Below are 15,298 nucleotides of genomic sequence, written 5' to 3'. Positions count from 1 at the left end.
GAGTCGGGGGGAGCAGGGTCACCCCGCCGCTCCCCGACGGCCGGGTGACCCTGCTCCCCCCGACTCCGGCGCTACGGCTGCGCGTCCTCCTTCAGCTTCTCCACCGCCATCAAGGTGATGGCCTTCACCAGCGCCCGCGCCCGGCGGCCTCCCGCCGTCTCACCATGCGGGTCCGCCTCCACCGCGTTCGCCAAATCCGTGAAGCCCTGGCGCTCGCCCCTGCGGAGGTAGAGCTCGCCACGGTTGGCCAGCGCCACAGGGTTGTCGGGCTCACGCTCCAGCGCGGCGCTGTACTCGGCGATGGCGTCGTCCAGCTTGCCCAGCTTCTGGTACACGGTGCCCAGCGCCGCCCGCGCCGCCGCGTCCTTCGGGTTCCCCTCCACCAGGCCTTCGAAGAGGATGCGGGCCTCCTCCAGGCGTCCCGCCGCCGCCAGGTCACACCCCACCTGGGCAATGGCCTTCGCTTCCTCGAAGGTCATCCCCTCCACTTCGGCCCACGTCGCCTCTCCCCGGGCGAACGCCTTCAAGCTCTGCACCGCGCCGCGCTGCATCCGCATGGCCACCGCTCCCTCGTGTTTGATGATGCGTCCCATGACGGCTCAGGCGCTCCGCAGGTTGGAGATGGCCGTCTTCGCCATCTCGTGGAACTTCGAGGACATGTTGCTCATCAGGTCGAACATCGCCTTGCGCTTCTCCACCAGCCGCTGAAGGCGCAGCTCCAGCTCCTGCATGCTGCTCTCCAGCTTCGCGCCCGCCTTCCGGTCCGACTCACCGTTGCCCAGCGAGGCCCGCTGGTCGCGCACGTTCGCCATCTGCTCCATCACGTCGAGAATCTCCTCGTCCGTGTCGCTGGAGATGGACATCAGGATGGCTTGAATCTTGTCCTCGATGCTCATGGTGGGGTTGTCGACGATGCTCCGCACATTCGACGAAGCGCCGCCCACCGGCCGGCTCCCACCAGTCCCGCTCGCGGGCGGCGTTCCGGAGGACGCCTGCGCCGCGTCCGCCTGGCGCAGCGCCGCCGTGACATCCGGCCGGCCCACGATGCCGTCCCGCGGCCCCACGCCCGCGGCCATCTCCAGCCGGTCGTAGTAGGCGGGGTGGTCCTTGAAGAACTGCGCGGCGCGCTTCAGCGTCGACGATGCCGCCGGGCTGCTCAGGATGGCGTCCAGGTTGTCGCGCGTGAGCACGTTGTCCCGGGCCCCCACCGCGGAGTCGAAGGTGTCCCAGTTCGCGCTCAGCACGCGCAAGGCGTCGTGATACTCGTGGAAGTCCGGGTCCAGCGGGTTCGCCGTCGAGGTCGGCGGGCTGCCCGGCACGGGCGCGGAGCCACCGCCGCCGGACGTGCCGCCAGTCCCGGGCACCGGCGTGCCACCACCGCCGGGCGTGCACCCCGTCCCCGGAGGCGTCGCGCCACCACTTCCAGGGCGCACGGGCCGGCCATACCGCGCGAACTCCGCATCCACCGCCTTGAGCTCGCGCTGGAGGTCCTTCACCGAGAAGGTGTCGAGGTTGTACAGCGGCGAGAAGACGCCAATCCTCGCCAGCGGCCCCTGCCGGTCGAGCCGCTCGAAGAGGGCCGTGTTCTCCCCCATGAAGCGGGCCGCGTCCCGCAGCTGAGGAGACAGGCTGGAGTCCGTGGAGATGCGCTGCAGGTCCTTCTTCGACAGCGAGCCGCTCTTCGTGCCATCCAGCAGGTCCAGCTGCTGGAAGTTCGCCTCCAGCACCTTCAGGGCGTCCGCGTAGTCGAGCATCTTCGGGTCCAACGGACTGCTGCCCGGATTCAGGATGGGCGACGAGGACGCGGAGGGCGCGTAGCCGCTGTCGGCCTTCGAGCTGCCCGAGGAGGACGCGTGGTACTCCGTCTTCGCGGGCGGGTTCTTCGACAGCTCCTGCGCCACGCCCATGGCGCCGCTGGCCGCCAGCATGACGTTGCCCGTCGCGACCCCCGCCGCGGTCTTGATGGAGTTGGTGATGAGCGGCGGCAATCCCAGCGCGTTGCCCGCGAACTCCACCGCGGTGGACATGGGGCCAGCCAGCAGGTTGGCCGCACCTTTGAGGAAGTCGAGCATGAACCCTCTCGCGCGACGGGGTTGAAGTGGACGCCGCGCAGTCGTCCGCTGGATTGCAGCGGCGGTGCCGTCCGTGGGCGTGGGAGGCATCCAGCGAATTCCGACGGTTAGCGCTCACCGAGGTGGCGGCACGTCCCCAGGCGCGGACGGAGCGGTCCACGACGAAGGATTGCGGTTAAGTTCCGCGACATGCGCACCATGGGCCTGGACCTGGGCACCAAAACCATTGGAGTGGCCGTCTCGGACGGCCTGGGCCTCACGGCCCAAGGCGTCACGACCGTTCGCCGCACGTCGCTCAAGGCGGACCTCGCGGCGCTGGCCACCGTCGTGAGCGAACACGAGGTGACCCACGTCGTGCTGGGCCTGCCGCTCAACATGGACGGGAGCGAGGGCCCGCGCGCCGAGGCGTCCCGGAAGTTCGCGGACACCCTGACCCAGTCGCTGGGGGTGACGGTGGAGCTCTGGGACGAGCGGCTGTCGACCGTGGCCGCCACGCGGACCCTGCTCGAGGCGGACGTCAGCCGGGCCCGCCGCCGGGAGGTCATCGACCAGGTGGCGGCGCAGTTCATCCTCCAAGGGTGGCTGGATGCCCGCCGGCCGCCTGATACCGACTACCACCCCGACGACTACGACTCGGAGTCCTGAGGGGCGGAGGGCCCCTCCAGGGACCCGCGCTACGGCTGACGCCGGTACACGTGAAGCGGCGCGGTGAAGCCCTCCAGCTTCTGGTAGGCCACGCCATCCAGCACCAGCGAGCGCTCCTCCAGCTTCACGCCCGCGTCCTTCGCCAGCGTTCCACCGTCGAAGCGGACCAGCACCTCCGGACGAGCCTCCCGCATGCGCTGGCGGAAGGTGTCCCAGCGCACGCGCGCCAACCGCTCCTCGGGGAGGCCGGAGAAGAAGGCCAGCTGCAGGTCCATGTAGTTCGGGTCGATGTCGAGCGCGGCGGCCCCGCCCTTGGCGGCGACTTCCGCCTTCAGGAACTTCGCCACCTGCATCAGCGCCACGGGATTCGTGGACGTGGGGCTGATGGGGCGCAGCGTGGCCTGCAGCGGCCCGTCGGCACGGAACGTATAGAGGCCCATCGCCACTGGCACGGCCACGGCGACCAGCGCCGTCACGCCCGCCAGGGCCTTGCGCAGCACGGGCCCTCCACGCGCCCCCACCAGCCCGGCGAAGCCGAAGGCCACGAAGACGGGGACCAGCGCGACCTGCGTCACCGTGAAGCGGCCCAGCGGAACGAAGGTCAGCAGCGCCGCCGCCCGGAAGGTGAAGTAGGCAGCGGGGAGCACCGCCGCGGCCACCAGCCAGCGCGTGTCCGGACGCGAGCGCCACGCGCGCACCATGCCCGTCATGCCCAGGAGCGCCACGAGGGGCGACAGCGTGAGCAAGGCGATGCCGGGCCAGAACGCCAGCTGCTGCAGCCGCCAGCGCACGTTCGACCCCGCCCCCAGGGAGGCCTTCGCCCAGTTGCGGTGGAAGTCCTCCACCGCCGCCACCGGGAAGAACGGGTTGCCGTGCATCAGCTCATTTCCCTGCATCCACAACAGGGGGAACGGCAGGCACACCAAGCCGAAGCCCACGGCCCGGGTCAGCGACACCACCCTGTCCTGGCTGCTGAAGCACAGCGCCCCCGTGAGCAGCGGGATGTACATCCACGCGTCGTAGCGCAGCGCGCATGCCAGGTTGAGCATCAACGCCGCCTGGAACAGGGGCAGGAAGCGGTTCTCGTCCACGCCTTCCGCGTACAGTGCGAAGGTGGCCAGCATGAAGAAGAGGGACACCGCCTCGCTGCAGGCCGTGGTGGAGAACTGCATGTGCATGCCCCACGCGGCGAAGGACAGGCCGGCCACCACGCCCGCGCGCCAGCCGAAGAGCCGGCGCGTCAGCGCGAACAGCGGCACCACTGACAGCACACCGAACAGCAGGCTCACCACGCGGCCCGCGACCTCCCGGTCGAACACCGACAGCGCCGCGCCCACCAGGTACATGTGCAGCGGACCGAACTGGTAGGCCCCGTCCCCGTAGGCGGTGATGAGGTGCGGCGCCCGCAGCCAGCGCTCCGCCAACTCCGTGCGCACCACCGCGTCACCGAAGAGGTTCTCGTTGACGAAGAACACGCCCAGCCGCGGCACCAGGGCCGCCACCAGCAACAGCCCGACGAGCAGCCGGGTGCCTGGCTCGTGCTGAGGGGCAGGCACCGCCGACAGGCCAGGTGCGTGGGGAGGCGAAACGGAGAGGGGTGCGGGGGCAGTGGCCATGACGCGCGGCAGGATACGCAGGCACGGCCCAAAGCCAAGCCAACGCCCATTGTTCCCTTGCTCGGGGAGCGCGGCCGATTTCACGGTGCGCGAACCTGCTCCCCTCCCGAGCGCCAGGGGGCTGCAATCATTTCAGGGTGCGCCGGGGCCAAGGGGCTGCTGGACTCCAGCGTCACCCGCGTGCGGCGGACCACCTCCAGCCGCCGGGAGCCCCGCGCCCCCAGCTCGGCGCGAGACGTGAAGAGGACCTCCAGCCGCTCGGGGAACGGGCGGCTCAAGTCGAAGCGCAGCTCGCCCTCGGCCCTGGGGGTTGGAGGGCCGTCCGCTCCCTGGGATTGGAGGAGGAAGCGCACCCGGCCGCGGGCGCCATCCAGCGCCACCAGCTCGTAGGTGACGACGGCCAGCCCTCCCTCCAGGGCTCGCGCCACGACCCAGCGGCCTCCCGCCCCCACGGGCGCTTCGGGAAACCGCGGGGTGACGAGCCAGTCCGAGGACAGCGCCGCCCGCACCAGGGTGCTCAAGGCCGCGGAGGCCCCGGGCCCCAGTGGCAGCCACGCCTGAACCCGCGTCCCTCGGTCGGAGAGCACCACGGCGCCGTCCCGGCCACTCACCGCGCCCAGCTCCTCCGCCAACCGCCACGCGGGCTCCATCCCCTCATCGTCCACGGCGTGGACCTCCGGACGCCCCACCCGCACGTGGTAGCGCGCCTGTCCCCTCCCCGCTCCCGCCTGCCACGCCACGTACAGCGGCACCGAGACCTCGGGGCCATACTCCGTTCGCAGCTCGCTGCTGGCCCCCACTCCCAGCACTGTCTCTACCTCGGGAGAAATCGACACCACCATGCCCTGGCCCCACCCTGGCCGCTGCGCCAGCCGCAGCGCGCGGCGGGGTGCGCGCCCCGCATCGAGCAGCGCCGTCGCCACCACGTCTCCCTCCGCATGAGGGACTGTTGCCTGGACCCCTGCGGCGAGAAGACAGGTTGCGACGAGCAGGACGGGCATCAGCAGGCTCCCAGGAAGGACAGGCGCCGCGCCCCGTTGCACACGCCATGCTCAGAGGCCGTCCTCTCGTGCGCGCGCCCCGCGCCGTCCAGAACGGGAGACGCTGCGAGCGAAGCAGGGGCCGCGCCGCGCAAACGCCCATGCGCCGCGCCGAACGCGCACGCCGCACCCAGCGCCCCTCCCGCACGGCCGCTCGCCTGCTTTCGCGCGTGCGACGCCAGCCGCGTCCGTGAAGGCTCCGCGCCGACATGTGGAGCGAAAGGGCACGCTGCCCCACAACCCACCCGCGCATCGCCCCTGCCGTGCGCCGAGGAGATGACCGTTCAGGCGTTCACTACCCTTCGTGCAGCCGGTGTGCGCCTACCCCCGTGGGCGAGGACCCTTATAATCAAGAGGCCTTTTCACCCCGTGGAGGGGGTGCGCCTCCGGGCGTCCCACCCCTGACACGAGCGTAACGCGCGGTCCCACTCCGCGGCGGGGTCCCGAAGGGGCAGCAGGGCAGTCGTGCCTGGGACCTCGTCGGGGTGGGTGTGGAATGGCAGTCATGCCCTCCAGGTTGACCATTTTGGCCCCCTGTCGGCGCGGCTTTCCGCGTCCTCGGGTGGGCTCCGAGGGAGAGACATGAAGGACGCTGAGAAGGGTTCGTGGGTCTCCAGAATCGCCGCGCTGCAGGACGTGAAGACCTACGCGGAGCTCAACTGGGAAGGCTCGTTCGAGGAGTACCTCGAAATCGTCCGGCAGAACCCCAAGGTCACCCGCACCGCCTTCCAGAGGATCTACGACATGATCCTCAGCCACGGAAAGACGGAGTACATCGACAACAAGAAGAAGCTCATCCGCTACCACTTCTTCAGTGACGAGAAGTTCGGCGGCCGTGACGCCATCTTCGGGCTCGATGTCCCGCTCATGAAGCTGGTCAACGTCTTCAAGTCCGCCGCCCAGGGCTACGGCACCGAGAAGCGCGTCATCCTCCTCCACGGCCCCGTGGGCTCGTCCAAGTCCACCATCGCTCGCCTGCTGAAGAAGGGCACCGAGGACTACTCCAAGACGCCGGAGGGCGCCGCGTACACCTTCTCCTGGCTCACCGACAAGAAGGGCCCCGACGGCGTCCCGGTGAAGGAGAAGATGAAGTGCCCGATGAACGAGGAGCCGCTCAACCTCATCCCCCGGGAGTGGCGCTCCAAGGTCTACGCCGAGATTTCCCCGCCCGAGTCCGGCTACACCATCCCGGATGGCTCCGAGCTGTGCCCCGCCTGCCGCTTCGTCTTCAAGGAGCTGATGACGCAGTACCAGGGCGACTTCGCCAAGGTCATAGGCCACATCCGCGTCAACCGGCTCGTCTTCAGCGAGAAGGACCGCGTGGGCATCGGCACCTTCCAGCCCAAGGACGAGAAGAACCAGGACTCCACCGAGCTCACCGGTGACATCAACTACCGGAAGATCGCCGAGTACGGTTCAGACTCCGACCCGCGCGCCTTCAACTTCGACGGCGAGTTCAACATCGCCAACCGCGGCATCATCGAGTTCGTCGAGGTGCTCAAGCTGGACGTCGCGTTCCTCTACGACCTGCTCGGCGCGTCGCAGGAGCATAAAATCAAGCCGAAGAAGTTCCCGCAGACGGACATCGACGAGGTCATCCTCGGCCACACCAACGAGCCCGAGTACAAGAAGCTCGAGAACAACGAGTTCATGGAGGCCCTGAGAGATCGCACGGTGAAGATTGACGTCCCGTACATCACCAAGCTGTCCGAAGAGGTGAAGATCTACGAGAAGGACTTCAACTCCCGCGCCATCAAGGGCAAGCACATCGCGCCGCACACGCTGGAGATGGCCGCCATGTGGGCCGTGCTCACGCGCCTGGAGGAGCCCAAGAAACACAACCTGTCGCTGCTCCAGAAGCTCAAGCTCTACAACGGCAAGACGCTCCCGAACTTCACCGAGGACAACATCAAGGAGCTGCGCAAGGAGAGCAACCGCGAGGGCCTGGAGGGCATCTCCCCGCGCTACATCCAGGATAAAATCTCCAACGCCCTGGTGAGCGACAAGGGCGAGGGCTGCATCAACCCCTTCATGGTCCTCAACGAGCTGGAGGCCGGCCTCAAGACGCACTCCCTCATCAACAACGAGGACACGCGCAAGGGGATGAAGGAGCTGCTCACGTCCGTGAAACAGGAGTACGAGGACATCGTCAAGAACGAGGTCCAGCGCGCCATCTCCGCGGACGAGGACGCCATCGCCAAGCTGTGCGGCAACTACATCGACAACATCAAGGCCTACACCCAGAAGGAGAAGGTCAAGAACAAGTACACCGGCCTCTACGAGGAGCCCGATGAGCGGCTGATGCGGTCCATTGAAGAGAAGATCGACATCCCCGACACCCGCAAGGACGACTTCCGCCGCGAAATCATGAACTACATCGGCGCGCTCGCGGTGGAGGGGAAGACCTTCAACTACCGGACCAACGAGCGGCTCCACAAGTCGCTGGAGCTGAAGCTGTTCGAGGACCAGAAGGACAGCATCAAGCTCAAGAACCTGGTGTCCTCCGTCGTCGACAAGGAGACGCAGGAGAAGATCGACCTGGTGAAGGACCGGATGATGAAGAACTACGGCTACTGCGAGATCTGCTCCACGGACGTGCTGAACTTCGTGGCCAGCATCTTCGCCCGCGGCGACGCGAAGGAGTAACACCTAGAGAGGGGCGAGCCGCCGTGACCTTGAAGATCCACCAGGACCACTCCCGCTTCAAACAGATTGTCCGCGGGAAGATCAAAGCCAACCTGCGCAAGTACGTGCAGAAGGGCGAGATGATTGGGAAGAAGGGGAAGGACGCCATCTCCATCCCCATCCCCTTCATCGACATCCCCCGCTTCAAGTACGGCCACAAGGAACAGGGTGGCGTCGGACAGGGTGACGGCGAGGTCGGCCAGCAGCTCGGCCCCGGGGCGGTGGAGCCCGGGGAGGGCAAGCAGGCCGGCCAGGGCGAAGGCGACCACGCCCTGGAGGTGGACGTCACGCTCGACGAGCTCGCCCAGATTCTGGGCGAGGAGCTGCAGCTGCCCAACATCGAGCGGCGGCAGAACGAGCGCATCATCACCCAGAAGATCCGCTACACCGGCGTCAACACCACCGGCCCGGAGTCGCTGCGGCACTTCAAGCGGACCTTCAAGCAGGCCCTGCGGCGGCAGATCGCCGCTGGCACGTATGACCCGGCGCGGCCCGTCATCATCCCCACGCGCGAGGACCGCCGCTACCGCAGCTACAAGCTCCAGGACCTGCCGGAGACGAACGCGGTCATCATCTACATGATGGACGTGTCCGGCTCCATGGGTGACGAGCAGAAGGAGATCGTCCGCATCGAGAGCTTCTGGCTCGATACCTGGCTGCGCCACCAATACAAGGGCCTGGAGGCGCGCTACATCATCCACGACGCGGTGGCGCGCGAGGTGGACCGCGACACGTTCTTCCACACCCGCGAGTCTGGCGGGACGATGATCTCCAGCGCCTACAAGCTCTGCCGGGACATCATCCTGGCGGACTACCCGAAGAGCGCGTGGAACATCTACCCGTTCCACTTCAGCGACGGGGACAACTGGAGCGCGGACGACACGCGGCAGTGCATTGAGATGCTGCGAAGCGACGTGCTGCCCAACGTCAACCAGTTCGCCTACGGCCAGGTGGAGTCACCCTACGGCAGCGGCCAGTTCATCAAGGATCTGCGCGAGGCGGTGGGGGACACGCCCAACGTCGCGCTGAGCGAAATCGCGGACAAGGACGCCATCTACGCGTCCATCAAGGACTTCCTCGGCAAGGGCCGCTGACTTCAGCGGGCCTTTCCCACCGGAGCGACTGCCCGATGCCCAAGAGCCTCACCCCTCGCCTCGCCGCGCTCCGGGACGAAATCCATGGCTACGCCAAGGAGTTCGGCCTGGACTTCTTCGACACCCGCTTCGAGATGGTGTCCTACGACGAGATGAACATGGTGGCCGCCTACGGCGGCTTCCCCACCCGCTATCCCCACTGGCGCTGGGGTATGGAGTACGAGCAGCTCGCCAAGGGCTACGAGTACGGGCTGAGCAAGATCTACGAGCTCGTCATCAACAATGACCCTTGCTACGCCTACTTGATGGAGAGCAACCCGGAGGTGGACCAGAAGCTCGTCATGGCCCACGTCTATGGCCACTGCGACTTCTTCAAGAACAACTTCTCCTTCCGGCACACCAACCGCCGGATGATTGATGAGATGGCCAACCACGCCACGCGGGTGCGACGCTGGGTGGACAAGATTGGCGTGGAGAAGGTCGAGGACTTCATCGACCGGACGCTGAGCCTGGAGAACCTCATTGACCAGCACGCGCCGCACATCCGGCGCAACCCGGACCCGAAGAAGGCCGAGGACGAGCTCAAGGCCAACGAGCGCGTGGAGGGCTTCAAGGTGGGCCGCGAATACATGCGCGGCTACATCAACCCGTCCGAGTTCCTCGACTTCCAGCGCAAGAAGGTGGAGGACGAGAAGCAGCGCGCCAAGCAGTTCCCCGAGCGTCCGCAGCGCGACGTGCTGCTCTTCCTCTTGGAGGAGGCGCCGCTGGAGCCGTGGGAGGCGGACATCCTCGCCATTCTGCGCGACGAGGCCTACTACTTCGCGCCCCAGGGCCAGACGAAGATCATGAACGAGGGGTGGGCCAGCTACTGGCACTCCACCATCATGACGCGCCGAGCCCTCAAGGACGACGAAATCATCGACTACGCGGACCACCACTCCGGCACCATGGGGACCCGCCCTGGCGCCATCAACCCGTACAAGCTGGGCATCGAGCTGTGGCGGGACATCGAGGAGCGGTGGAACAAGGGCCGCTTCGGCAAGGAGTGGGACGAGTGCGACGATTTGCGCGCGCGCCGCTCCTGGGACAAGAAGCTGGGCGCGGGCCGCGAAAAAATCTTCGAGGTCCGCAAGCACTACAACGACATCACCTTCATCGACACGTTCCTGACGCCCGAGTTCGCGATGGAGCAGAAGCTCTTCGTGTACGGCTTCAACGACAAGCGCAATTCGTGGGAGATCCTCGACCGCGAGTTCAAGAAGGTGAAGAACAAGCTCCTCCAGGGGCTCACCAACTTCGGCCAGCCCATCATCGAGGTGGTGGACGGCAACTTCGAGAACCGCAGCGAGCTCTTGCTGGCGCACCGCCACGACGGGCAGGACCTCAAGGGCGACTACGCGCGCGAGACGCTGCGCAACCTCCAGTCGCTCTGGCGCCGGCCCGTCAACATCCTCACGCGGTACGACCACAAGGCCGCCATGCTGCGCTTCGACGGGCAGACCCACTCGGAACGAAAGGTGGAGCTCTGAGCGCCCCTGCCCTGGCGGCGCTCAAGCAGCCAGGCAGCCGAGCCTGAGAAATTTCCCGGCCCTCCGCTGGGCGAGCGCCAGGGTGTCCACTACACTCGGCCGCCGTCCCATGAGAATCGCTCCCCTGCTCTGCCTGGCCGCCGCGCTGCTGGCTTCGACGTCCGAAGCCGCCGTCCGTTACGTCATCAAGAACCGCCGTATCGAGCCGCGCCAGACGCTCGCGCAGGCGCTGCACGACGCGAAGCTCCCGGACGCGCAGGTGGCCGCCGTCATCTCCGCGCTGGAGGGCGTGTTCGACTTCCGCAAGTCGCGCGTGGGTGACCAGCTGCGGCTCGTCATGCGCGACGGGGAGCTGGACTTCTTCGACTACCGCCAGAGCATGGTGGACGAGTGGCAGGTCCGCCGCGACGGCGAGAAGTACGTGGGCAGCAAGCGCGCCATCGAGGTGGAGAAGCAGGTCGCCGTGGTGGCGCTGGAAATCCAGTCGTCACTGTACGAGGCGGCGATGGACGCCGGAGAGGACCCGGCCATCGGCATGGTGCTGGCGGACGTGTTCGCCTGGGACATCGACTTCTACCGGGACGTGCGCAAGGGCGACACGGCGCGCGCGCTGGTGGAGAAGTTCGTCTCCAAGGGCCGCCTGCTGCGCTACGGCGACGTGCTGGCGGCGACGTACACGGGCGGCCTGGTGGGCCAAAAGAAGGTGTACCGCTACGTGCTCCCGGACGGGCAGCCCAACTACTTCAACGAGGAGGGCGCCAGCGCGAAGAAGACCTTCCTCAAGACGCCGCTGAAGTACGCCAACGTCACCAGCCGCTTCGGCTCGCGCTTCCACCCGGTGCTCAAGTACCTCAAGGCCCACAACGGCGTGGACTACGGCACCCCCATTGGCACCCCGGTGTGGGCGGTGGCGGACGGCACGGTGACGCAGGCGGGCTACGCGGGCGCCGCCGGCAACATGGTCGTCATCCGCCACGCCAACGGCTTCGAGACGCAGTACATGCACCTGTCGCGCTTCGGAGAAGGCGTCCGCGCGGGCGCCCGCGTGCGGCAGAAGCAGGTCATCGCGTACTCCGGCAACACCGGCCGCTCCACCGGGCCGCACCTGCACTTCGGCCTCAAGCGCAACGGCCGGTACACCAACCCGCTCAACCAGCAGTACCCCCGCGCGGACCCGCTGCCCAAGGAGCTGCTGCCGGACTTCCTCGCCAGGGCGCAGGCGCTGACGGGGCAGATGGAGGCCGTGTCCATGGCCGCCGTCGCCGGGCAAGCCGCGGCCATGCCGTGACGCGGGCCTACTCCCAGGTGATGACGTAGTCGGCGCCCGTCACGCCGCGAGGCGTGCCCACCACCCGGCTCTTGCAGCCGACGACGCTCAGCGCCTCCTGCAAGACGCCCTCGTGGTACTGCACCGGCTGCATGTCCCCGTGGAAGGCCAGGCGCACCTGCTGGTCTCCCAGCACGGCGAACTCACGCCGGCCGTAGTTCACCAGCGTCGAGTACGCGGTGGGCGCGTGGGAGAGGAGCCGCTTGGGGTCGCCCTTGCCGATGAGCCGGTTGAGCGTCTGCCCCACCGTGGACTGGAAGAAGTGCGTGACGGCCGCCGCGCCGCAGGCCCGCACCGCGTCCTCCATGGAGCCGTAGACGGGCGTGAGCGCCTCCGACGTCGCGTACAGGAGGCGCAGGGCGTCCGCGGCCGGATAGGAGAAGAAGTCCACCGGGGAGCGCTTGAAGAAGGGCTCACGCAGCCGCGTGGCCGCGTCCGCGCCCAGCTTCTTCTCCGTCAGGTTGAACACCGCGTTGAAGACGAGCCCGCGCACCGTGTCTTCGGGGCGGATGATGGCCAGCCGTTGTTCGAGGTCGTTCTTCGGAAAACCCATGGCGGATTGATTTCTACATCAATCCGTCTCCGGGTTGGCGCGCCATCCACCGGCAGGCAGTCCGCCGCCCTTCCAGGTGAGCTGTCCCAGGGGGCAAAGCCGCGCTTTACCGGTGCGATGCGAGACACGGCTGCGCTAGCCTGACGCACCTTCGCGTACCCGGGAAAGCCCGGGGCCCGCGAAGCCCTGAACCCGCAGCATCTACGTCCAGAGATACCCAGCGACATGGCCCCTCCTGCCTCCGCCTCCCAGCAGCCCCGCCCCGCCCAGCCGGCCCAGACCGACGACAGCGGGCGCGTCGGGCACGACGCGGCCAGCCTGCGCCGTTCCTTCCTCGACCACGTGCGCTATTCGCGCGGAAAGAACTACGAGTCCTCCACCCCGCATGACCGCTTCATGGCGCTGTCGCTCGCGGTGCGGGACAGGCTGGCGGACCGGTGGGTGAAGACGTCGCGCACGTACTATGAAAAGGACGTCAAGCGCGCCTACTACCTGTCCGCGGAGTACCTGCTGGGTCGGGCCCTGGGAAACAACCTGCTGAACCTGGGGATGTACGAAGCGGCGGCCGAGTCCATGCAGGAGGTGGGGGTGGACCTCACCAACTTGCTGGAGATGGAGCCGGACGCGGGCCTGGGCAACGGCGGTCTGGGCCGCCTGGCCGCGTGTTTCATGGAGTCGCTGGCCACGCTGGCCTACCCCGGCATGGGGTACGGCATCCGCTACGAGTTCGGCATCTTCACGCAGGACATCGTCGACGGGTACCAGGTGGAGCGCGCCGACGAGTGGCTCAAGTTCGGCAACCCGTGGGAAATCGTCCGGCCGGAGAAGGCGGTGCCGGTGCGCTTCTTCGGGCGTGTGGAGCACCACCAGGGGCCGGATGGCCGCCCCGTGGCGCGCTGGGTGGGCGGCAAGACGGTGGTGGGCGTGCCGTATGACACGCCCATCGCCGGGTACCACAACAACACCGTCAACACGCTGCGGCTGTGGCAGGCGCGGGCCTCCGAGGAGTTTGACCTGCTGCTGTTCAACGCGGGCGACTACGAGCGCTCCGTGGTGGAGAAGAACGACTCGGAGGTCATCTCCAAGGTCCTCTACCCCAACGACGCGTTCCAGGCCGGCAAGGAGCTGCGGCTCAAGCAGCAGTACTTCTTCGTCGCGTGCTCCATCGCGGACATCGTCCGGCGCTACCTGAAGAACCACACCGACTTCCGGGACTTCTCCCGCAAGGCGGCCATCCAGCTCAACGACACGCACCCGGCCATTGGCGTGGCGGAGCTGATGCGCGTGCTGGTGGATGAGAGGCGCCTGCTCTGGGACGAGGCGTGGACGATTACCCAGGAGACGTTCGGCTACACCAACCACACGCTGCTGGCCGAGGCGATGGAGCGGTGGCCGGCGACGCTCTTCGAGCGGCTGCTGCCCCGCCACCTGGAAATCATCTACGAAATCAACACGCGCTTCCTGCGGCAGGTGCAGATTCGCTACCCGTACGACCAGGAGAAGATGCAGCGGATGAGCCTGGTGGAGGAAGGGGCCGAGAAGAAGATTCGCATGGCCCACCTCGCCGTCGTCGGCAGCCACAGCGTCAACGGCGTGGCCGCGCTGCACACCGACCTGCTGCGCCGGGACGTGCTGACGGACTTCGCGGCCATGAACCCGGAGCGGTTCAACAACAAGACGAACGGCGTGACGCCGCGCCGCTGGCTGGCGTGGTGCAACCCCCGCCTGTCCAAGCTGATTACGTCCCGCATCGGCGAGGGCTGGGCCACGGACCTGGACAAGCTCACGAAGCTGGAGGCGCACGCGGAGGACCCGGAGTTCCGCAAGGCCTTCCGCGACGTGAAGCGCGCCAACAAGGAGGACCTGGCCCGGCACATCCGGGACTTGCGCTGGGTGCAGCTCAATCCGGACGCCATCTTCGACGTCCAAATCAAGCGCCTGCACGAGTACAAGCGCCAGCTCCTCAACGCGCTGCACATCGTCGCGCTGTGGATGAAGGCGCGCAGGGACCCTTCCACCATCATCCACCCGCGGGCGTTCATCTTCGGCGCCAAGGCGGCGCCGGGCTACCACCTGGCGAAGCTGACCATCCGGCTCATCAACGGCATCGCCGAGGTGGTGAACAGTGACGCGGGCACCACGGGCCTGCAGGTGGTGTTCGCCCCCAACTACCGGGTGAGCCTGGCCGAGCGCATCATCCCCGCCGCCGACGTGTCCGAGCAGATCTCCACCGCGGGCATGGAGGCGTCCGGCACCGGCAACATGAAGCTGATGCTCAACGGCGCGCTGACGCTGGGCACGCTGGACGGCGCCAACGTGGAGATTCGCGACGCGGTGGGTGATGAGAACTTCTTCCTCTTCGGCCTCACCGCGGACGAGGTGATTGCCCGCAAGCGTGAGGGCTACCGCCCGCGCGACGTGTACAGCCAGCACCAGGAGCTGCGCGAGGCGCTGGACCTCATCTCCACTGGCTTCTTCTCCCCGGAGGACAAGCACCTCTTCAAGCCGCTGGTGGACAGCCTCCTGGAGGAGGACCGCTACCTCATGCTGGCGGACTTCCCGTCCTACATGGCGAAGCAGGAGGAGGTCGCGCAGGCCTACAAGGACGCGGACGGCTGGGCGCGCAAGTGCATCATCAACGTGGCGCGCGGCGGCATCTTCTCCTCGGACCGGACCATCAAGCAGTACGCCGAGGAGATCTGGCGCATCCAGCAGACGCCGGTGGAGCCGTAGCCAC

General features: G+C 67.5%; 11 protein-coding genes. 6 read left to right on the top strand and 5 right to left on the bottom strand.

The genetic code is table 11. The features are described 5' to 3' along the window. Positions 1–71 precede the first annotated feature (71 nt). Together HV824_RS21205 and HV824_RS21200 are read right to left on the bottom strand one after the other, a co-directional pair. Complete coding sequence (locus HV824_RS21205) at positions 72–593, bottom strand: tetratricopeptide repeat protein (protein WP_176424075.1); 522 nt, start codon at positions 591–593, stop codon at positions 72–74. Positions 594–599: 6 nt separating this feature from the next. Continuing rightward, positions 600–2,072: a hypothetical protein gene (locus HV824_RS21200; protein WP_176411589.1), complete on the bottom strand. Its 1,473-nt coding sequence runs from the start codon at positions 2,070–2,072 to the stop codon at positions 600–602. Positions 2,073–2,261: 189 nt separating this feature from the next. Here HV824_RS21200 and ruvX point away from each other — a divergent pair, with 189 nt between their 5' ends. Further along, the gene (ruvX, locus tag HV824_RS21195) at positions 2,262–2,717 is read left to right on the top strand and encodes a Holliday junction resolvase RuvX (RefSeq protein WP_176424074.1); all 456 of its coding nucleotides are present in this window, start codon (positions 2,262–2,264) and stop codon (positions 2,715–2,717) included. A gap of 29 nt (positions 2,718–2,746) precedes the next feature. Here ruvX and HV824_RS21190 read toward each other — a convergent pair whose 3' ends face one another. Together HV824_RS21190 and HV824_RS21185 are read right to left on the bottom strand one after the other, a co-directional pair. Continuing rightward, complete coding sequence (locus HV824_RS21190; RefSeq protein ID WP_176424073.1) at positions 2,747–4,417, bottom strand: glycosyltransferase family 39 protein; 1,671 nt, start codon at positions 4,415–4,417, stop codon at positions 2,747–2,749. Continuing rightward, complete coding sequence (locus HV824_RS21185) at positions 4,414–5,259, bottom strand: hypothetical protein (RefSeq protein ID WP_368738089.1); 846 nt, start codon at positions 5,257–5,259, stop codon at positions 4,414–4,416. Before HV824_RS21185 ends, HV824_RS21190 begins: the two co-directional genes overlap by 4 nt. A gap of 696 nt (positions 5,260–5,955) precedes the next feature. Between HV824_RS21185 and HV824_RS21180 the strand changes: the two genes are divergently transcribed. The 4 genes from HV824_RS21180 to HV824_RS21165 all read left to right on the top strand — a co-directional run bounded on the left by HV824_RS21180 (position 5,956) and on the right by HV824_RS21165 (position 11,969). Then, a complete protein-coding gene (locus tag HV824_RS21180) occupies positions 5,956–8,019 on the top strand; it encodes a PrkA family serine protein kinase (RefSeq protein ID WP_176424071.1) in 2,064 nt (687 codons plus the stop codon). A 23-nt stretch (positions 8,020–8,042) separates the two neighbouring features. Next, positions 8,043–9,152 carry a DUF444 family protein gene (locus HV824_RS21175; RefSeq protein WP_176416910.1) on the top strand — a complete coding sequence of 370 codons (1,110 nt, stop codon included), beginning with the start codon at positions 8,043–8,045 and terminating at the stop codon, positions 9,150–9,152. 35 nt (positions 9,153–9,187) lie between these two features. Further along, positions 9,188–10,681, top strand: a complete 1,494-nt coding sequence (locus HV824_RS21170; protein ID WP_176416909.1) for a SpoVR family protein — start codon at positions 9,188–9,190, stop codon at positions 10,679–10,681. 109 nt (positions 10,682–10,790) lie between these two features. After that, positions 10,791–11,969, top strand: a complete 1,179-nt coding sequence (locus HV824_RS21165; RefSeq protein ID WP_176411585.1) for a M23 family metallopeptidase — start codon at positions 10,791–10,793, stop codon at positions 11,967–11,969. Between the two features lie 7 nt (positions 11,970–11,976). On the opposite strand, the gene HV824_RS21160 is transcribed toward HV824_RS21165, so the two are convergent. Then, positions 11,977–12,561 (bottom strand): DUF2378 family protein, encoded by a 585-nt coding sequence (locus HV824_RS21160; RefSeq protein WP_176411584.1) that lies wholly within the window; start codon positions 12,559–12,561, stop codon positions 11,977–11,979. 225 nt (positions 12,562–12,786) lie between these two features. Here HV824_RS21160 and HV824_RS21155 point away from each other — a divergent pair, with 225 nt between their 5' ends. Then, entirely contained in the window at positions 12,787–15,294 is a 2,508-nt protein-coding gene (locus tag HV824_RS21155; RefSeq protein WP_176416908.1) for a glycogen/starch/alpha-glucan phosphorylase, read from the top strand. Positions 15,295–15,298 lie beyond the last annotated feature (4 nt).

Origin of the sequence: Myxococcus sp. AM009, from assembly GCF_013372605.1 — a bacterium.
Classification (GTDB): Bacteria; Myxococcota; Myxococcia; order Myxococcales; family Myxococcaceae; genus Myxococcus; species Myxococcus vastator.
This window is presented reverse-complemented; position numbering and strand designations above follow the sequence as displayed.

Coding starts and splice junctions, on each gene's coding strand:
- HV824_RS21160 (WP_176411584.1), bottom strand. CDS start 12,561: ATGGGTTTTCCGAAGAACGACCTCGAACAACGGCTGGCCATCATCCGC.
- HV824_RS21155 (WP_176416908.1), top strand. CDS start 12,787: ATGGCCCCTCCTGCCTCCGCCTCCCAGCAGCCCCGCCCCGCCCAGCCG.
- HV824_RS21165 (WP_176411585.1), top strand. CDS start 10,791: ATGAGAATCGCTCCCCTGCTCTGCCTGGCCGCCGCGCTGCTGGCTTCG.
- HV824_RS21170 (WP_176416909.1), top strand. CDS start 9,188: ATGCCCAAGAGCCTCACCCCTCGCCTCGCCGCGCTCCGGGACGAAATC.
- HV824_RS21180 (WP_176424071.1), top strand. CDS start 5,956: ATGAAGGACGCTGAGAAGGGTTCGTGGGTCTCCAGAATCGCCGCGCTG.
- HV824_RS21200 (WP_176411589.1), bottom strand. CDS start 2,072: ATGCTCGACTTCCTCAAAGGTGCGGCCAACCTGCTGGCTGGCCCCATG.
- ruvX (WP_176424074.1), top strand. CDS start 2,262: ATGCGCACCATGGGCCTGGACCTGGGCACCAAAACCATTGGAGTGGCC.
- HV824_RS21205 (WP_176424075.1), bottom strand. CDS start 593: ATGGGACGCATCATCAAACACGAGGGAGCGGTGGCCATGCGGATGCAG.